The organism is Mangrovibacter yixingensis, from assembly GCF_020523985.1.
Lineage (GTDB): Bacteria > Pseudomonadota > Gammaproteobacteria > Enterobacterales > Enterobacteriaceae > Mangrovibacter > Mangrovibacter yixingensis.
On record NZ_JAIVKM010000001.1, the window covers coordinates 2,002,097 to 2,021,472 of the forward strand.

At 52.3% G+C, this 19,376-nt stretch carries 14 protein-coding genes; 2 read left to right on the top strand and 12 right to left on the bottom strand.

Annotated elements, in window-relative coordinates:
• Positions 1–14 precede the first annotated feature (14 nt).
• Genes yihS through yihU form a run of 3 tightly spaced genes read right to left on the bottom strand, consistent with a single transcriptional unit; the run spans position 15 to position 3,074 of the window.
• A complete protein-coding gene (gene yihS, locus LC084_RS09285; protein WP_226570863.1) occupies positions 15–1,256 on the bottom strand; it encodes a sulfoquinovose isomerase in 1,242 nt (413 codons plus the stop codon).
• 14 nt (positions 1,257–1,270) lie between these two features.
• Complete coding sequence (yihT, locus tag LC084_RS09290; protein ID WP_226570864.1) at positions 1,271–2,149, bottom strand: sulfofructosephosphate aldolase; 879 nt, start codon at positions 2,147–2,149, stop codon at positions 1,271–1,273.
• Positions 2,150–2,177: 28 nt separating this feature from the next.
• Positions 2,178–3,074: a sulfolactaldehyde 3-reductase gene (gene yihU / locus LC084_RS09295; RefSeq protein WP_226571193.1), complete on the bottom strand. Its 897-nt coding sequence runs from the start codon at positions 3,072–3,074 to the stop codon at positions 2,178–2,180.
• Between the two features lie 166 nt (positions 3,075–3,240).
• Here yihU and LC084_RS09300 point away from each other — a divergent pair, with 166 nt between their 5' ends.
• On the top strand, positions 3,241–4,137 hold the full coding sequence (locus tag LC084_RS09300; RefSeq protein ID WP_226570865.1) for a sugar kinase: 897 nt from the start codon (positions 3,241–3,243) through the stop codon (positions 4,135–4,137).
• 33 nt (positions 4,138–4,170) lie between these two features.
• Positions 4,171–4,974, top strand: coding sequence for a DeoR/GlpR family DNA-binding transcription regulator (locus LC084_RS09305; protein ID WP_226570866.1), 804 nt, complete (start codon positions 4,171–4,173; stop codon positions 4,972–4,974).
• A 53-nt stretch (positions 4,975–5,027) separates the two neighbouring features.
• Here the strand turns inward: LC084_RS09305 and LC084_RS09310 are convergent, their stop codons facing one another.
• From LC084_RS09310 to LC084_RS09350, 9 genes are all read right to left on the bottom strand, one after another.
• Positions 5,028–6,065 carry a hypothetical protein gene (locus tag LC084_RS09310; protein WP_226570867.1) on the bottom strand — a complete coding sequence of 346 codons (1,038 nt, stop codon included), beginning with the start codon at positions 6,063–6,065 and terminating at the stop codon, positions 5,028–5,030.
• A 177-nt stretch (positions 6,066–6,242) separates the two neighbouring features.
• A complete protein-coding gene (locus LC084_RS09315; protein ID WP_226570868.1) occupies positions 6,243–7,358 on the bottom strand; it encodes a zinc-dependent alcohol dehydrogenase in 1,116 nt (371 codons plus the stop codon).
• 106 nt (positions 7,359–7,464) lie between these two features.
• Complete coding sequence (locus tag LC084_RS09320; protein ID WP_226570869.1) at positions 7,465–8,814, bottom strand: GntP family permease; 1,350 nt, start codon at positions 8,812–8,814, stop codon at positions 7,465–7,467.
• A 46-nt stretch (positions 8,815–8,860) separates the two neighbouring features.
• Positions 8,861–10,822, bottom strand: coding sequence for a YjhG/YagF family D-xylonate dehydratase (locus LC084_RS09325; protein WP_226570870.1), 1,962 nt, complete (start codon positions 10,820–10,822; stop codon positions 8,861–8,863).
• 9 nt (positions 10,823–10,831) lie between these two features.
• Positions 10,832–11,740, bottom strand: coding sequence for a dihydrodipicolinate synthase family protein (locus tag LC084_RS09330; RefSeq protein WP_226570871.1), 909 nt, complete (start codon positions 11,738–11,740; stop codon positions 10,832–10,834).
• Complete coding sequence (locus LC084_RS09335; protein ID WP_226570872.1) at positions 11,724–12,530, bottom strand: IclR family transcriptional regulator; 807 nt, start codon at positions 12,528–12,530, stop codon at positions 11,724–11,726. The genes LC084_RS09330 and LC084_RS09335 overlap by 17 nt, the downstream gene beginning before the upstream one ends.
• A gap of 234 nt (positions 12,531–12,764) precedes the next feature.
• Positions 12,765–13,757 carry an alpha/beta hydrolase gene (locus LC084_RS09340; RefSeq protein WP_319004401.1) on the bottom strand — a complete coding sequence of 331 codons (993 nt, stop codon included), beginning with the start codon at positions 13,755–13,757 and terminating at the stop codon, positions 12,765–12,767.
• Between the two features lie 511 nt (positions 13,758–14,268).
• Entirely contained in the window at positions 14,269–14,793 is a 525-nt protein-coding gene (locus LC084_RS09345; protein ID WP_226570873.1) for a DUF4303 domain-containing protein, read from the bottom strand.
• A gap of 15 nt (positions 14,794–14,808) precedes the next feature.
• Positions 14,809–19,374, bottom strand: coding sequence for an RHS repeat-associated core domain-containing protein (locus LC084_RS09350; RefSeq protein ID WP_226570874.1), 4,566 nt, complete (start codon positions 19,372–19,374; stop codon positions 14,809–14,811).
• Between the last annotated feature and the right edge of the window lie 2 nt (positions 19,375–19,376).

The window sequence follows — 19,376 nt, forward strand, 5'->3', positions numbered from 1 at the left end:
CCTGCCCTCATCGCTTATTTTGCGTTAACGTCCAGCAATCCTGCGGCTACCGCTGGTGCCAGTCCTGGAGCCAAAGGCAGACGAGGGATCACCAGGCAATGCAGCAGGTGGTAGATATCCTGCTTGCCGTCCCATACCCTTGTGGTGACTTTGTTGTCGGTATCCAGTTCCTGCCACCATGAACCATTCTCGTAGTCCATCAGGTAGGTAATGCAGTAATCCCACCATTTCTGGTACCAGGTTTCATACTGGCTGTCGCCAGTAAGGGTATACAGCGCATAGGCCGTGCCCATTGCTTCAACAATGGGCCAGCGCACTCTCTCGCGAACAATGGGCTTACCATCCCAGTCAACTGAATAAACAAAACCTTCTGCGCCATCGGGTGCCCATGCATCACGGATGGTGGCATGGAACAACCCTTTGGCATCTTCCAGTAACCAGGCGGGAGGGGTTTCAAAACGCGCTTCAAGGGCTGCATGAATGTGCAGCATCAGACGCCCCCACTCAATCCAGTGGCCGGGCGTGCCGCCATAGGCGCGGAAGCGGTGGGCGGGGTTATCTTTGTTGTAGTCGCGCAGGGGTTTCCAGTTAACATCGAAGTGTTCGTTAACACGGTATTCATTATTTCTGGCGACATCATGAATAATGACTGAGGCGACCCGAATAGCGCGGTCCAGCCATTTTTTATCGTGAGTGACATCGTAAACAATCAGGAAGGCTTCCACCGCGTGCATATTGGCATTACCGCCGCGGTAATCTTCAGTTTTACTGAAGGCTTCGTCCCAGGATTCCAGGCACATTTGCTCTTCTTCACTCCAGAAGTATTTTTCAATCACTTCGATGGTGTAGTTGAGCAATTCACGGGCTTCTGGGTGGCCAGTGGTTACCGCGCTGGCTGCGCCAAGTAGGGCAAAAAAGTGTTGATACCCCTGTTTTGAGGCATCAATAACACCTTCGTCATTAACGCAGGCATACCAGCCACCGTATTTTTTATCACGCAACGCACCGTTCATGGCTTTGATACCATGGTCTACCAGGGCATAAGCTCCCGGCCGACCCATTGATGCAGCCACTGAATAAACATGAAGCATACGGGCGGTGATCCACAGGTGTGTGCCTTTATCTTCCTTGATTTGCCCCTGGTTACCGAGCCAGCCAAACCCGGTCGGCACTGCGGATTTTTTGCCAAAATCGAAGATACGGTCTGTTTCTTGTTCCAGCCAGCGGTTGTGGCTCAGGGTATTAAACCATTTCATTCCGGTATCCTCGTTTAGCGGCGTTTCGCCATCATTTCATCGACGATTTCACCCAAGCGTTGCAATTTGGGCACAGAGATATCCCGCAACATCAGTTCGGTATCCGGCAGACCAATTACGGACGACCACACAGCGCGACCAGCCAGGAAGCCAGAGGCCCCCGCCGTCATCGCCACACGCACCGCGCGTGGGAACAATTTTTCGTCCACACCCGAAGAGAGGATCACCCACGGCATATTGATGTGTTCATTCAGGCGGAGTGATGCATCAAGCAGTGCCTGCTGTGGCCCTTTGCCATACAGCGGCATTTCAACTTTGTAGAGGTCTGCACCGCTGTCACCAAGCTCTTTGGCGGCATCAATAATGGCCTGCTCACGGTTGAAGTTATCGCCACAACGCGGCGGGCGTACCACCGGTTCAATAATGCTCACCAGCCCGTTGCTGTGGCACAGTTCATTGAATGCTTTAACCATGTCCAGGCGCTGTTGCGCGTCTTCATCGCTGCGCCAGAGCACCAGCAGCTTTAACGCTTTGGCACCATCGCGTTTCACAGCCTGAGGGTTTACGGATTTGTCGATTTCCACGCTGTCGACCGGAATGCCGTTACCAGGAATAAAGGCATCTGCCGCCACAATCGTGGCGCAGCTTTTGGCAACCGCCTGCTGTTCAACCACCTGGCGGTAGCAAAATTGCTGGTCAACCAAAATGGCCGAGGCATAAGGTGAGAGGATCTTCGCCGCATTCACTTTGAAATCGGTCAGTACGCTGTCTTCCACAGGTGAAGGCACGCCTGCCGCCGCGAACATTAAGCGCATTGCCTCGCGCTGGTCTACTGCCAGCATGGCAAAACCGCCTGAAGGGCGAGTAATATCTTTGAGGGTAAAACTCTTCATTCCATTTTCCTTTACTGTATTTAAACCATTAGATTTTCTGTTTCATCGCCAGCCCAGCGCTGTTACGTACCTGTTCCAGCAGGGCTGTCCAGTCCTCACGGCCGCGCCCGGCAGCGCGTGCCTGGTTATAAACTTCGCGGGAAGCGGCACCGAGCGGCATGGGAACATGCAACTGGTTGGCGACATCCAGGGCGATACCTAAATCTTTGTGGGCCAGATCAATCATAAAAGCGGGGGAAATATCGCCTTTGAGCACTTTGTTCGGCCAGGTGGTGGTGAAATGGCCTTTGCCCGCTGGTGTGCCGTTCATCACTTTCAGCGCGACATCGAACGAAAGGCCCAGCGCTTCACACAACACTGCGGCTTCGGCCGACAGCGCATTCAGGGCTATGCTCATGTAATTGTTGATAAGTTTTACGCGGATCCCCATTCCTGGGCCGCCTGCGGGAATTAACTCGTTGCCCATGGCCATTAATACCGGCCTGGCGCGTTCAATTTGTGCTGATGTACCACCAGCCAGTAGCAGTAAAGTCCCGGCCACGGCGTGGTCTGAAGTGCGCCCCACCGGCACATCCATCATGCTGAAACCCTGTTTACTCATGGCAGCAATCAGCTGGTCGGTTTGCAATGGGTGAATGGTGGACATATCAATCACCAGGGCTTGTGGAGACAGGCTCTGGCACACGCCCTGTTCACCAAACAACACGCTGCGCACCAGGTCACCGTTTGGCAGCATGGTAATAACGAATTCAGCCCCTTCAGATGCTGCCGCCGGGCTGGTAGCTGCCTGTGCACCCTTTTCCACCAGGCGCGCAGTGGCATCTGGGCTGACGTCAAACACATGGAGCTTATGCCCTTGCTTTAACAAGTTGCTCGCCATGGGCGACCCCATTTGACCGAGGCCAATAAATCCGATAACCGCCATAACACTCTCCCAAGACATTTCTGTCATTTTCTGTCATTCGTAATTGGTCATTTCTGTCTGCTTGTGATCTTATTTGTAACCTTTAGTCAAAAAATTGACAGACGTCACTTTTTAAACATTTCGTGAAATTAAAATGTCCGTATCTGAAAACAGCTAAGGAATGACCATGATTCGCATTGCTTGTGTAGGTATTACCGTGATGGACCGGATTTATTACGTGGCAGGTTTACCAACTGAAGGCGGTAAATATGTAGCGCGGCACTACACCGAAGTGGGCGGTGGCCCGGCAGCGACAGCCGCAGTAGCGGCGGCAAAGCTCGGTGCTCAAGTCGATTTTATTGGCCGAACGGGTGATGACGACACCGGGAAAAGCTTGCTCACTGAGCTTGAGTCTTTTGGTATCAATACCCGCTATACCCGGCGTTACAGCGCAGCAAAGTCCTCGCAATCCGCAGTATTAGTGGATGCACAGGGTGAGCGAATTATTGTTAATTACCCAAGCCCGGACCTGCTGGCTGATGCTCGCTGGCTTAGTGAAATTGATTTTTCTCAGTGGGATCTTGTGCTGGCAGATGTTCGCTGGCATGAAGGCGCTAAACACGCTTTCACTCTGGCACGCCAGGCCGGTGTTATGACACTTCTGGATGGCGATACCACGCCGCAAAATATCAGTGAACTCGTCACGCTGAGTGACCATGCGGTATTTTCTGAACCGGGCCTGGCGAAACTTACAGGCATAACGGACACCCACCAGGCACTCAAAGAATCACAAATGATCACAAACGGACATGTTTATGTCACCCGCGGAGCGCAGGGCTGCGAATGGCTTGCTGATAATCAGTTACAGAAGCAGTCTGGTTTTTCGGTAGATGTGGTTGATACTACAGGTGCTGGCGATGTGTTTCATGGCGCTCTGGCATTCAGCCTGGCATCCGGGCTGGCTCAACAAGAGGCGGTGCGCTTTGCCAGTGGCGTGGCCGCACTGAAATGTACCCGGTCTGGAGGACGCGCGGGTATTCCGGATTATGATCAAACATGTTCTTTTTTGTCACTTGCTGTATAAAATGACAGAACTATGGTTTTTCGAGGACATTTCATGAGTCTTACTGAACTGACCGGTAACCCGCGACACGATCAGCTGCTGATGCTGATTGATGAACGGGGTTATATGAATATTGACGAACTGGCGGGCTTGCTGGATGTTTCCACGCAAACTGTGCGTCGCGATATTCGTAAACTCAGTGAGCAAGGGCTGCTAACCCGTCACCACGGCGGTGCGGGCAGAGCATCCAGTGTGGTGAATACCGCGTTCGAGCAACGTGAAGTCTCCTGGACGGAAGAAAAAAAAGCCATCGCGCAAGCGGTGGCTGATTATATTCCTGACGGCTCGACAATATTTATCACCATTGGTACTACGGTGGAGCAGGTTGCCCGCGCACTGTTAAACCACAACCACCTGCGTATTATCACCAACAGTTTGCGTGTCGCGCATATTCTGTATAACAACCCACGCTTTGAAGTCATGGTGCCTGGCGGCACATTACGCGCCCACAACAGCGGTATTATCGGCCCTTCCGCCAGCGCTTTTGTGGCTGATTTCCGGGCAGATTACCTGGTGACCAGCGTGGGTGCGATTGAAAGCGATGGGGCATTGCTGGAATTCGATGTGAATGAGGCCAGCGTGGTAAAAAGTATGATGGCGCACGCCAGGCAAATTCTGTTGGCCGCTGACCACACCAAATACCATGCCTCTGCCGCTGTAGAAATAGGCAATGTCACCCAGGTGACAGCCCTGTTTACTGATGAATTACCCGGCCCGGCCTTGCACAATTTATTGCAGGCGCAGCAGATAGAAATTATTCAGGCTACGCCAGATCAGGATGACAACCCGGACGCATAAGTAATACTTCACACGTAATCTGGCCTGACATTGTGCCGCCCCAGGGTGGCACATTACTCTTCACGAGCAAGAATATCTGCCAGATGTTGCTCAAGGTGATGCCGCTGCAAATAGGCCGTTAACTCACGTTCCCAATTCTTACCATCGCCCAGAATGGCGCGACTGTGGGTTGATGCATAAAGGTAACGGGTATCGTACAGGTTGAGCAGTGACTGGTTCATGGCATCAATATTGGCACCGGTTTTCTTACATTTTTCTTGCTGAATAGCCAGTGAGCGCAGCACCCGCTCGCGGGCCTGTTCATCCGGCTCCCAACTCTGTTCGCTCAATTCACTGAGCACCAAAAATTGTGGCTGAATACCTTCCGTAATCGCCGCCTGCAAACGGTCGTGACCATCGAGAATAACAAATGAAGCCAGGCCAGCAATAAACCACACCAGCACTGGCGGCAACGCCCCTTCCTGGCATTTTTTACGCCACCATTTCACGCGGCCACTGTGCAAATCCACCGGGTAGCGCGCCAGCAACAAATGCCCGCCCCACCACCAGTCAACCAACCGGACATCTTCCGGGGTTTGCAGGTTGGGAAAATCTTCGCTGTACAGCGCCCAGGGCACTGAAATATTGGCGCTGCTGGCAGGTGTTGTGAACCGCCATTGCTCAAAGGGCACCGTTTGGTTGAGCGCATAAGGTGCTTCTGGCTTCACCGCCTCCATTGGGCGCAACAACCAGCGGCCAGGCGGCAACAACGGTGTGGGAGCATCCATAAGCTGCCGGGCAAAATAACGGCACCAGCCGCTCAGCCACTGGCTTGCGCCTTCGAGTTTAGCGCGTTCTACATCGGCTGAAGTAATGGCTGGCAACAACAATTTCTGCGCGGGGTGTTCGGCGTTAAATACCAGCCAGACACCGCTGTGGTCTTTCAGCATGGTCGCCCAGAACAGGGTTTCGCTATTAACTTGTAACGCCATGCGGCCATTATGCCCGCTGAGCATTTCCATCGCAGGGCCGCCTCCTTCACGAACCTTTAATTCCAGGCCCTGCCAGCGCTCTTTCTGGTCAAGAAGATCCTTCCACCAGTAATCTGTCATCACCCTCTCCTTTTGCTTGCGGGAATTTCAGGCCGGGTGAAAATACCATAAAGCGGAACTTCGGTTCTCCCCTATAAATTGGCAGGCGGGGAATCAGACGCAGTTATTACCCGGTGTTGTTGCACAACAAAAAGCCTGCACTCAGGCAGGCTTTCGTGGGTAAATACAGTTACTGAATTATAAGGCGATGGCGATTTTTATCCCTTCCTGGCGAATATTCACCTCCATTGCTTCTGCCAGTTGCTCCAGTTTAAAACAGTGGGTAACCAGTTTTTCAATTGGCAGGCCAATACCCGTTGCCCGGCGAATAAAATCCATGGTTTCCGGGTAGTCCTGCAGGCTGTAAGCCCATGACCCAACGGCAACCACCTCTTTATTACACATATCGAAATGGGGGTTGATGGCGCACTCGCCATTATTCACAAAAAAGCCCACTTCACACAGCCCACCACCACGGCGGATAAACTTCCACAAATTCGCTGCGGCCTGGGGGACGCCAGTGCACTGAAAACCAAAATCAGCGCCCACACCCTGGGTTAATTCATGAATTTTAGCGGTTAACTGGGCCAGTTCCGGGTAATCAGCAATATTCACCAGGTGTTCAGCGCCGAGTGATTTAGCATATTCCAGCCGCGCTGGGTTGGCGTCCATGGCAATAATGTGTTCGATACCAAAAGTGCGCAATACAGCAATTTGCAGTAACCCAATCGGGCCACATCCCTGCACAATAACATGGCTGTTAAACTTCAATAACTGGGTTGATTTAGCGCGCTCCAGTGAATGCACCACCACGGCAGCAGGCTCAATCAATAAACGCTGAGCAAAACTCATATCATTAACCACAAAAAAGGTACTGCGCGGGCGTAATACCAGGTACTCGGCAAACCAGCCATTCAGTCGGTAATGGTCGTCATCTGGCAATAAACCATACAGGCCAAGCTGTTCACACAAATTGCCGCGCCCTGGCAACTGAGTGCAGGGGGCGCATTCACCACAAGTCAGCACGCTGGTGACAATCCGGTCACCACAGGCAACGTTGCGCCCGGCTGAATCCTTACTGATATTTTTGCCCAGTTTTACAATTTCCCCGGTGCCTTCATGGCCAAGCACTGCAGGAGCAAGACTAAAAGGGTCATTTTTATATTCATGGACATCGGTTCCGCAAATACCACACCCTTCCACTTTCACCAAAATTTCATCGTCGGTAATTTCAGGAACCGGGAATGACTGCATTTGAATATCACGCGGGCCGGTTAATACGGCTGCCCGTGCATATTCTGGGATTGTATGCATAAGATGTTCTCCAGATAATGGCTATTTACCCCTTGCCAGAAAGCAAGAAATATACAAATTCTGTTTTGCTAATAAACCACGCTACTTTACTGACAGGTGGATATTCTTACAGCACCATATTCAGCATTAAAATAAATACCAGGCCGGATATCGACATTAATGTAGACATCAGTGTCCAGGATAATAATGTTTCTTTGGTTGTCAGGCCGAAAAAGTCTTTAATCATCCAGAAGCTGGCATCATTTACATGTGAACAAATACATGAACCTGCACCGGTAGCCAGAGTAATTAGCGCTAAGTTAGTGTGGCTGTAGCTTGCCAGTAACGGAATGACCAGGCCGGATGTTGAAATAGCCGCAACGGTTGCAGAGCCCAGGCAGATACGCAGAAATGCCGCCACACACCAGGCCATAATAATAGGGTTAATATTCACCCCTGAAACCAGAGTAGAAATATAAGTGCCCACGCCGGAATCAATCAATACTTGTTTAAATGCCCCGCCGCCGCCAATAATCAGCAACAACCCGGCAATACCCGCAACCGCCTGGCCACAAGAGCCCATCAGTTGGGTGACATTTTTCCCCCTGCTCAGCCCCATGGTGTAAATGGCAACCAGTAAAGAAACCAGCATGGCGATAGTCGAGTTACCGAAAAACAGCACAATATTGTAGACAATACCGGCATCGCCTGAAGCCTTGAGGTGCATCATTTCAATTACTGTCACCACCGCCATTAAAATAACCGGCAGCATGGCGGTGAAGAAGCTAATGCCAAAGCCCGGCATCTCTTCTTCTGTGAAGTGGTGTGTGGCACCCAGTGAAGCCAGGTTGCCTTCTTTCTGGAACGCATCCGGGATCAGTTGCCTGCACACTTTGTTCATTAACGGGCCGCACAATATAAGCGTAGGGACACCCACTGCAATGCCATAAATCAGCACCTTGCCCACATCTGCCCCGTATTCACGGGCAATCACTGTCGGGCCCGGGTGTGGCGGCAGAAAACCATGGGCAATTAATAACCCTGCCAACATGGGTACGCACATGGTCATTGGTGAAATTTTGGCTTCCCTGGCAATGGCAAACAGAATTGGCACCAGCAAAATCAAGCCGACTTCAAAAAATAACGCAATACCCACAATAAATGCCGAGCACACCACTGCCCAGTCGAGCTTTTTGGCACCAAAATAGTTTAATAAGGTTAATGCAATACGCTGCGCACCACCGGCATCGGCTAATAACCGCCCCAGCATTACACCAAAGCCAAAAATAAGGCCAATATGCCCCAGGGTGCCTCCAAGCCCGGATTCAATAGTGGACACAACTTTATTTAACCCCATACCGCTGGCTATTGCGACACCAATAGAAACCAGTATTAATGAGATAAACGTATTTAATTTAACTTTAATTGTCAGCAATAGTAGTACAGCAATACCTACTGCTATGATTAACAGTGGCATAATATCCTCACATTTTAGGTAAGATGTTTGTGGCCAGAGGCCACTATTATTTAGTCATATATTCTTTTAATGCTGTGGTGATTTTATCAACGTCGTAAACACACCCACGCCATGTTCCGCCACTGACCGCCTGTAATGCAGCCCATAAGCGCGTGTCATCGGGCAATTCCGGGTCTGGCCCTAACCCAGGGTGAGCCGGGCGCGCATTCAGCACTCTGGCCGCTTCTTCAGGCGTAGCACACAATTTCTGTGCGCTTTCCCCAAGGAAATTCACTTCACCCAGTAAATTGCGGCAATCAATCTTGATTTCTACAATATCACCGGTGCGCAGTTTGCCTACAGGCCCACCAGCCAGTGCTTCGGGGCCAACATGCCCAATACAGGCACCTGTCGAAACCCCAGAGAAGCGGGCATCTGTTATCAGTGACACTTGTTTTCCATAAGAAAGGTGCTTCAGGGCACTGGTTACCTGGTAGGTTTCTTCCATGCCCGTGCCGGATGGCCCGGTACCAATAATAACCAGAATATCGCCCGCCTTAACCTGCTCATGTTTGATGTCATAAACTGCGGCTTTTTCACTCAAATACACTTTTACCGCGCCTTTATGGTAATACAGGCCGTTTTCATCAATCACGCTGGCATCAATGGCGGTTGATTTGATCACGGAACCTTCTGGCGCAATATTCCCTACCGGGAATGTGATGGTGGATGTTAACCCACGCAGGCGTGCCTGCTCTGGCGACATAATAACGTCGTCCGGCTCAACCTGTTCCTGCTCACGCAGAAGCGCTTTGAATTTACTGCGCCGCTCTGAGTGTTCCCACCAGTCAAGGTTCTCTTTCAGGGTATGGCCGGTTACCGTCATGACATCTTCATGGAGTAACCCCAGCTCGCGCAAATAGAGCATCACTTCTGGCGCGCCGCCTGCCATAAATGCACGCACCGTGGGGTGATAAACCGGCCCGTTGGGTAGCACGCTCACCAGCCGCGGCACCTGGCGGTTAATACGGATCCAGTCATCCACATCCGGAATTCGGCAACCCGCCTGGTGGGCAATCGCGGGAATGTGCAACAGCAAGTTCGTGGAGCCGCCAAAGGCCGCATGAACCATCATGGCATTTTCAATTGCTTTATCCGTCAGGATATCTTTGGTGGTGATACCCAGGCGGATTAAATTCAGCGCTGCCGCGGCAGAAGCACGGGCAATCTCTGACCACACCGGTTCACCAGAAGGTGCCAGCGCCGAATGCGGTAAGGCCAGCCCCAACCCTTCAGCCACCACCTGCGAAGTGCCTGCGGTACCTAAAAACTGGCAGCCCCCACCGGAAGACGCACAGGCAGAGCACCCCAGGCGGCGGGCACTTTGCAGAGTCAGTTCACCATTGGCAAACCGGGTGCCGATTGTTTGCACCTTGCCGTTATCTTCGCCATTCACTGCGGGCAGCGTTGCACCACCCGGCACCAGCACAGTGGCTTTATTATGCTGTGATGCCAGCGCCATCATGGTTGCCGGTAAGCCCTTGTCACAGGAAGCAACCCCAACAATAGCTTTTGCATTAGGCAGGGAGCGAATTAACCGGCGCATTACCATTGAGGCGTCATTGCGGTACGGCAGTGAATCAAACATACCGGTTGTGCCCTGAGTCCGCCCATCGCACGGGTCAGAAACATAAACCGCATAAGGCAAGGCATGCTGGCTTTTAAGTTCTTGTGCTGCGGCCCGGAGTTGGATGTCCAGCTCGTAGTGCCCCTGGTGCAATGCCAGCGCTACCGGTTTGCCCTGAGGCTCACGCAGCCCACCCAACGTGCTGATTAACAACACGCTGTCCTGGTCCAGTTCTTCAGGTGCCCAACCCATACCGGCATTCATGGTCATGCCAAAAATGTCGCCGCTTGGGCGGTTAATAAGCATATCGGCAGTGAGTGGTAATTCCCCCTCCGGGCCTTTTGCATGGGTTCTTACCTGGTAAATCGCATTATTTTTAGGATACAACTCGGTAAATAACATACAGCCACCTTATTGTTTTAACAGACCCTGAGCCGCCAGTAATTCGCGCACTTGTTGTTTTGCTGTTTCTGTCGCTTCCATTACCGGTGGCCGGCACCAGGTATTAACGGGCAAGCCAACACATTGCATGGCATACTTAATTAATGAAATAAACGGTGTTTCCAGTGAATACAGGCCAGGCAATTGCATGAGTTTTTTATTCAATGCTACAGCTTCAGCATATTCGCCTTTGCAAAAGGCATCGTAAATTCCCACAGATAATTCGGGCGCGAAATTTGCGCTGGCAGAAATTGCGCCATCGCCACCTAACAGCAAGGTATTAAACAAGTGGTCGTCATAACCACAGAAGACAGAAAAATCAGGCCGAACGTCTTTTACGGTATTAATCATGCTGCGTAAGTGGCCCACACTGTCGATGGTGTCTTTAATGCCCACAATATTGCTGTTTTGCAGCACCAGCTTTTTGACAATTTGCGGCGACATATCCTGCCCGGTTAAATCCGGGAAGTTATAGATAATAACCGGTAAAGAAACACTGCGGGCAATTGCGCTGTAATACAACTCCACATTGCGTTGTGCTACTTTCCAGTAAAACGGGTTAATAGCAACCACGCCGTCAGCACCGATTTTTTCTGCATGCTGCGCCAGGGCAACAGCTTCTTCCATCGAAGTTGAACCCACGCCAATCAACACCGGTACCCGCCGGTCTACGGCACTGACTGCGGCCTGGGCAAATGCCATCCGCTGCCCGCCGCTCATTTGGCTGAACTCACCCCCGGTACCAAGGTAAAACAGGCCATCAACCCCTTTAGTTATCAGAAAATCCGCCACCTGCTTAATTGCCGTATGGTCAATATTCCCTTCGGCATCAAAGGTGCTGGAAACAGGAGGAATAATGCCTTTAAACTTTGTAATCATATACACTTCCTTTATTACTAAAACGCGGTTGTTTTTTAAAACCAAGCCCTTCAGATATCTGTTCTGAACATTGTTTCAACAGTGATAAGTAATGTTCTTTTTTCTTTCCAGAGAAAATAAATGGATTACCGGATAACGAAATCACGTAATTTACCCGGTGGTACAAATCGAATATCGGCATACTCAAACAAACTGCGCCAAAGGCAGATTCTTCATTATCAATTGCCCAGCCACGGGAGCGTGTTTTCTGCAGTTCGCTAATAAATGCTTTCTTATCAGTAATCGTGTTTTCGGTATATTTAGCCAGCGCCAGCGTTCCCATGAAGTAGTCAATTTCTTCTTTAGATTTCCATGCCAGTAATGCTTTACCCAGCGCAGTAACATGTAACTCCAGTTTTTTGCCAATCCAGCTTTTACGGGTGGGTGCCGTGCCTGGGGTTTCCACTTTATCTAAATAGATTGCGTACCCATTCTCAATAGTGCCCAGATGGCAAATCAGCCCGCTTTGTGCCGACAACGCCTGCATGGGCCGTTTGGTCACTTCGAAGATATTTTTTCTGTGCAGCGCCTGGCAACCCAGCTCATAGTTTTTAATCCCCAGGGTGTATTGCCCCTGGCTGTTTTTGACCAGGAACCCGCACTCCACCATGGTATTCAGTAAATTCAGCAGGCTGCTTTTTGGGTACTGAAACTCCCGCAGCAATTCCATAAACCCCACCGCACCAATATAGGCAATGTAAGTCAGAATTTTTTCTGCGCGGATTAATGATGTACACCCTGTTCTGCTCATTGGTGGCCCCTTGTGGTTAAAAGTGAGTCTATCGGCATCAATTGCCGCAAAACACTACCGGTTCAGCATGCTGAACCAACCACCAGGCATAATGTGAGCAAGCCCAAAAAAAAGAGTTTCAGGGGAAGAAAATACCGGGAAAAAGCAAAAAAACCGCCATCAGAGCGAGTGCGGCCAGAGGTGGGATATTAGAAGATCTGCTGCTGGCTGGTGCCGGACACCAGCCTTGATTGCTTAACCAGCCAGAGCGGTACTGTTGGTGCAGGTTGTGGTGGGCGCGCTGGCTGGTTGTTCTGCCATTTGCAACAACGCACTGTGGAAAGAGGTATTAAATACCTGGCCGTGGGTAAGCCCTGGGTAGAGCCTGGCGCTGGCATTCACCCCGCGCGTGCGTAATGTGTTTATCGCCTGCTCTGCCTTGTTCAACACCAGTGCTGTGTTAACGGGGGCATTTTTGTCGGCCGCTGAAGCCTTGCTTCCGGTCCCTTCCATATATTCCAGTTGCTTGTGGCAAAACTGGGCCGGAGTGAGGTTTACCAGGCGTTTCAGTACTGCGAAGTTATCCCGCTCCAGTGAGGGGCTGGCAGAGTAATAATGGGTAAAGAATGGGGAAGACAGATAAGTGTCGATAACAAACAACCCACCAAAGGAGTGCCCCCACAGCCCGCGCTCCGCCGGGTTGATGTGAACCCCTTTTTCCATTGCTGGTGCAATCACGCTTTCCAGCAAGCGCCGAAACTCTGCGCTGCCGCCACCTTTGCGGCCAAAGCGTGTTGCGCTGGCTTTTACCGGTTCAGGCGTGCTTTCTGGTGGGGTGTAATCCCAGGCGCGAGCGGCTAAATCAAACGGTAGCCGGGTTTGGTAGCCAACGGCCACAATCACAGGCGGGTTTTTAGCGGAAAGTTGCTTGAGGAATGCTTCCGACAGGCGGTCCATCACCGCATTGCCATCCAGCATATACAGTACCGGGTAACCTGCTGGCGGAGGCGACTGGTTGGGAATGGCGGCCCACACTTTATAGTGGCGCTGCCCGTCTGCCGAATCGAACTGCTTCACGTTGAAGTGATACCAGTTGGAGCCTTTATCGGCAATGTTCTCCCCCAGCGGTTGCATATCTGGCCTGGCGTAACCACTGACTGCGGGAAGAAGAATGAGCAACAGAGCCACCCACAGAGCCGAAAAGAGTTGTGTTCCTGGGTACGGTGTTACCGTTTTCCAGCCAGCCATACAGTATGCCCCACGCTTTTATTGGCGACGACAGCAGTTCTTGCTCGTCAAAGGAGAGACAATTTAATGCGAATGATTGCTAATTTCAATACGGTATTTATTGTGGATAGCCAGCCAGGAGCGCACGGTATAGAGATACGAGTTGGCAAATAACAGAGGGAGCGCGTTGGGGGTGATACCGCCAGGCTCGTTCAGAGGGAGGGGTTGTTCCGGGGCTGAAGTAGCATTACTAATGTGTTCCAACTAGCGCTTTATGCTGCGCCAGTCCAGCGCTCTGCATAAGGGGCTTACAACTTGCCGCCTGTGTTGCTTCATTTTTATGTACGATGTATTGGTCTGTGGCCGACACCTGCGTACCGGCAGATGGCTGAAAATCAGGAAATCTCAAAAAAGTGTTGAACTAATATGGGTGTACTTACAGTCCACGGAGCGGACGATAAAATAAAGCCGGAAGGATCGTTGGGATCGCTTCCGGATTTTTTATTGACATTTTACACATGCCTAAGTCTAATTATTCACCCCCATATCTTTTTGAGAAAAGACAATGTGCAGTTCCACTATTTATAATTTTAGATGATATATTTTCTATATATTCAGCATCATCGTCGTCTGTAATAGATACAAACATAATAGCTGCAACATTCTCACCTTTTAATATCTCTTCATGAGTTTTTTTTAGTACAGTCGTCAGAGAGTTAATAAGGTTTTTCTTAAAATCAGACAAATGCTCTCTTTCTGGTGATAACCTCAACTCCTTACTGATTTCAGAAAATAAATCGGCACCATACCCTTCATAAGCCCATTCAGAAGTTGCCCACCTATAATAGCGCTGATTTTCTTCACTTTTATCACTATCCACATCGAGTATAGCTTTTAATTTTTCCTCAGAGTTTGCACTCAAAGATACAGTCATAGCACTGCTATCTGTGTATAAAGAAAAAGCATAGAAGTTTTCATTAGGTTTCTCAGATAAGATTCTCTTTATCAACTTAACTGTGAGCTGAAAACAATCATCTTCAAATTTATTCCAATCCATACATACCTCACAAGATTAATTACCAAAAACCTCAAGTCCAATTTTTTGGAGCGCCAATTTCATTTCACTTGTAGCGTTTAAGGCTGATAACCCTTTATTACTTATAAATTCATGAGCCGTTTCAAGTTTTTCAGCAACTAATTTAGCATTAGCGATTGTATGTCCTCTATTTTCTGCCCACATTAAAGCCGAAACATCCTCTACTGAGTTAATGTTATACTTATCCAAAACACTCCGGCTTCGGTTTAAAGCTGCTTGCATTTGTGGTGAACGCGCAAATTCCCCTTTAAAAACTATATGATGAGCATGAGGATTAATCATTGTTGACGGCGGTGTTGTATCCGACAATTTCGAGTAGTATGCCCCCCAGTCTCTATCACTACATCCAGCCAACCCCAACGGATCCACCCACGCCAGCGGATTCGGCACATAACTGTATAAGTTTATCCCACCCGCCAACCCTATCGGGTCTTTCTGTGTATAACACGCGCCCGCCGGGTCGTAATACCGGAATGTATTATAGTGCAGCCCCGTCTCACGATCCAGGTACTGGCCCTGGAACCGCAGGTTCTGCGCCACATGCCAGTGCGCGCCTCCGCTTTCCTGCTCTGTTCTGCCCCAGGCACTGAACACGCCCCGCCAGACCCGGCGACCTTCTTCATCCGTCACCTGCTCCGGCAGGCCGTTCAGCCCTCCGTGGTACCAGTACAGCCCCGCCACCGCATTCCCCTGGCTTTCCACCCGGGCCAGTGGCTGGTAACTCCCTTCTTCATACACATACTGTACTGCGGCGTCCGGGCGGGTATTGTCATATTCACCCACCAGTTGCAGCCCGCTCCACGCATAACGAATTTGCGTGAATGTGTCTTTGTCTTTGTCCTGGTGCCGTTTCCACAGCCGTTTTTCTGTCCGCCGCCCCAGTGCATCGTAGCGGTATTCCGCACGGCTCCACTCCGGGTCACCTTCCAGCTCCACCGCACTGATGCGCTGCTCTTCATCATACGTAAAGCGCTGTTTCACGCCACGACGCGTGTCGTGCCGCGCCACCATCCGCCCGAAACCGTCGTATTCCCTTGCCACACCCTCCAGGCGCTTCAGCAGGTTATTCCACACCGGATGCAGTGTCGCGTCCGTACGGTTATCCGCACCGTCGTACCAGAAATGCTCTTCACGGCCCGGCTGATGGCTCTGCGTCAGGCGGCCTGCCGCGTCGTAACCCCACAGGCTCTGGCGGTACTTCTCGCCCGGCCCTGCCGGGGCGCCGTCGGTCAGCATCTCGCGGATTATCTGGTCTGCACGGTCCCACTGGTAACGCCGCTCATACACCAGCTGCGACCGGGTAGTATCTGCACAGTGCTGCCGGGTCACCCGGCCCACCACATCATATTCCGTTTCCAGCTGTAACGGCCCCGCCGTGCGCGATGTCTCACGGTGCAGCCTGTCACGCTGGTAACCTGCCAGGCTGTGGGTCTGCCCACCCAGCGACAACTGCATCTCCAGCAGGTGCCCGGTGCCGTAACGCAGGTACTGTAACTGGCGGCCATCCGGGTATGTGGTGGCACGCAGATTTCCCAGCGCATCCCGGTCGTGAAGATACGTGCCGTCTGCATTTTCTTCACTCACCAGGTCACCCAGTAAATTGCGCCGGAAAACCAGCAGCTCTGTCTCCTGCGGCTCGCGCCCGGTCACAACCGACTGCCGCCAGGCCGCATAAGGCATACGCCGGATTTCTGTCGCCAGTGCGCTGTAATGGTATTCCGTGCGGTGTTGCGCCGTTTCGCGCGCCACCAGTCGCCCCACGCCATCGTACTCAAAATTCAGCACCTGCGGGGCCAGCGTACTGCCCGCTTCCGGATAGCGGGTCTGGGTCACCACCTGTTGGGCGGCATTGTAACGGTACTCTGTCCTGCGCCCTGCGTAGTCAGACTCACTGCGCAGCAACCCTTGCGGGCTGTAATCAAAACGCCACTGTTGACGGTTGCCGTTGGTCAGCGCCAGCAAACGCCCTTCCGGGCTGAAATCAAAACGGGTCACCTGGCCTGCCGGGTTCACCGCTTCCGTCACCTGGCCGCGGGCATTCAGCACCACATGGCTTTCCAGCATGCCATCCACACTCTGTCCGCACAGCAGGCCTGCGTGATTGTAGTCAAACCGGGTTTCACGGCCGTCGGCTCGCCGCCAGGCTGCCAGGCGCGATGCCGGGCTCCAGGTGTATTGCTCCGCATTGCCCTGTGCATCGGTGGTCTGAACCAGCCGCCCGGCGGCATCATAGACCCAGTGGCTCTGGTGACCCGAGCAGTCTTCTTCCCGCACGCGCTGGCCGCGCCAGTTCCACCAGAAGCGGTGGCTGTTTTCCAGCGCATCAGTGCGCCGGATTAAGTCGCCCTGCTCGTTCCATTCAAACCGGGTCACGCCCTCCAGCGGGTCAGTCACGCGGATAACATCCCCGGCCACATTGTATTCGTATTGCCAGACTGCACCGTCCGGCAGTACTTCTTTCACCGGGAAGCTGTACCAGGGGTGCCAGGTGGTTAACGTCGCTCTGTCCAGCGGGTCTCGCACCAGCGTTTGGTTGCCGCGTTCATCCCAGGCAAACTCCCACACGCCACCTTCCGGCTCCGTCAGGGTCAGCAATTGTTCCGTAGCGCCAGACCAGGTAAAACGCCAGTCGCCACCGTGGGTATCGGTATAGCGGGTAATTCGGGATAAGGTATCCCAGTGGTGGTGGCTGGTGACCCCGTTATCATTGTAGAGCCGGGTGTGACGGGCAGCTTCGTCGGTGTCGAAGTGCCAGCTTTCCAGTTGGTTGCCCTGGTCATCACACACCTGCCAGGCACAGACTCGCCAGAAATGCGCACCGGGCAGCGTACTCGCCTGCCACTGGTAGTGCAGCGTCAGGCCCGTCGCATAGGCGTGCCAGGCCAGCATACCGCTGGCATCATCCCAGCCAAAACGGCGGGTCACAATACTGTCGGCATCGGCAACATGGGTTAATTGCCCACGGGCGTTGTACTGGTAGGACACCAGCAAATGCCGGGTTCCGTCATAAACCTGGTACACCGCGCCCAGACGGCCTTCCGGGATCCCATCCGGGAAATCGGTATAATCCAGCTCAACATTCAGCTCTTCGTTGTCACTGGAAATCCGGGCCAGCCGCCCCTGGTTATCCCAGTCAAAATAATGGACGTTTTCGTGGCGATCATAAACAGACTGGATACGCCACTGATTAGGCCGGGTCGGGTCCGGCTCATAGAGCTGGAACTCGCCCTGGTCCGTTTGCAGGATCATCGCGCCGTTCGGGCTGCAAAATAGCTTCAGGCCATCTTGCTGGAAGAAGATAACATCGCCAGGGTTAACCTCCCCCATGTCCATCTCACGCCCGGACATATCCTTATAAATCAATTGATTGCTTGCCAGGCGATGCAACCGCGTTTCAAAGGGCAGCATCCAGCCCTGGCCCAGCATGCCGGTGGCGGTATTGCGGCTGTGGTAAATACGTTGCCAGTACAACGGGATCCGGTCCTGGAGGACAAAATCCCGTTCTTCGTCCCCGGCCAGCACTTTTGCCCCGGTGGCAATATTGACCGGGTGCGCGGTTTGCGCACTGCCGACAACCGCGGTCGCCACCGCCGCACTCATAACTGTTCCACCAATATTTTCAAGCATCGCGCCCATCAGCGGGCAGGCAAAGTCTCTTCCCATTTGGCGCAGGATCAGGCAGCTAATCCCTTCTTTTAATAACTGCCGCAATAGCCCTATGCCAAGCGAGCCAGTAATCACCCCGGCATAATAGGCCAGCATATTTTTACCGCTGTGAATATCACGCACGGTGACCGTCTCCCCGCCAATACGAACACGCGGGTTTGCGGCCAGTTCGATAACGGCTTCACAAGTGCTTTTATCACCATTGCGCGCAGCAGGCTGGTTGTTGATAAGAACCTTTTTGGAGCCCTGGGCAATAAAATTACTGGTGGTGATGGCGTGGCCTTTGGTGCAGTGCACAGTGTCTTCTGGCATTGCTGTCGCATAAGGGCTGGCACTTTCCACCACTGGTTGCGCCAGGCTTTCCCAAACGTTGTAACTGAATGATTTGGCATCCTCAAGCAGGCCATCAACGCCTTCTTTACGCACTGTGTCTACCAGGGCACCCATCGGATTCATTACGATACGTGCGGTGTTTGCCACACCCACCAGCAGGCCCAGCCCAAGCCCCAGCCAGTCTGTGCCTTCCTCGGCGGCACCAGACTCTAACCAGGCCCGGTTAACTGTCCCGGCGGCACGGGCTGCCTTTTGCTTCATGATCTGTACATTATGGGAACCAGAGGCAATAGAAGCATCAGGCGACCCGCGGGGGAAAAGGCCGCCAACGAAGTCACCGGCCGCATTGCTTATCTCGGTTAATTTACCGCTGACCATCAACGCGCCAACGGCAACGGCGACAAGAATGCCGCCAATGCCCGTTGCTGCAAGAGCAATTGCCCCGGCAACAACAGCGCCTTCCACAAGACCACTGACAAAGTCCGCGATAGCGGAGCTGTGCCTTAGTGGGTCATTCATGCGAGCCGCAAGGTAATCCGTCACCG

Coding starts and splice junctions, on each gene's coding strand:
- yihS (WP_226570863.1), bottom strand. CDS start 1,256: ATGAAATGGTTTAATACCCTGAGCCACAACCGCTGGCTGGAACAAGAA.
- yihT (WP_226570864.1), bottom strand. CDS start 2,149: ATGAAGAGTTTTACCCTCAAAGATATTACTCGCCCTTCAGGCGGTTTT.
- yihU (WP_226571193.1), bottom strand. CDS start 3,074: ATGGCGGTTATCGGATTTATTGGCCTCGGTCAAATGGGGTCGCCCATG.
- LC084_RS09300 (WP_226570865.1), top strand. CDS start 3,241: ATGATTCGCATTGCTTGTGTAGGTATTACCGTGATGGACCGGATTTAT.
- LC084_RS09305 (WP_226570866.1), top strand. CDS start 4,171: ATGAGTCTTACTGAACTGACCGGTAACCCGCGACACGATCAGCTGCTG.
- LC084_RS09310 (WP_226570867.1), bottom strand. CDS start 6,065: ATGACAGATTACTGGTGGAAGGATCTTCTTGACCAGAAAGAGCGCTGG.
- LC084_RS09315 (WP_226570868.1), bottom strand. CDS start 7,358: ATGCATACAATCCCAGAATATGCACGGGCAGCCGTATTAACCGGCCCG.
- LC084_RS09320 (WP_226570869.1), bottom strand. CDS start 8,814: ATGCCACTGTTAATCATAGCAGTAGGTATTGCTGTACTACTATTGCTG.
- LC084_RS09325 (WP_226570870.1), bottom strand. CDS start 10,822: ATGTTATTTACCGAGTTGTATCCTAAAAATAATGCGATTTACCAGGTA.
- LC084_RS09330 (WP_226570871.1), bottom strand. CDS start 11,740: ATGATTACAAAGTTTAAAGGCATTATTCCTCCTGTTTCCAGCACCTTT.
- LC084_RS09335 (WP_226570872.1), bottom strand. CDS start 12,530: ATGAGCAGAACAGGGTGTACATCATTAATCCGCGCAGAAAAAATTCTG.
- LC084_RS09340 (WP_319004401.1), bottom strand. CDS start 13,757: ATGGCTGGCTGGAAAACGGTAACACCGTACCCAGGAACACAACTCTTT.
- LC084_RS09345 (WP_226570873.1), bottom strand. CDS start 14,793: ATGGATTGGAATAAATTTGAAGATGATTGTTTTCAGCTCACAGTTAAG.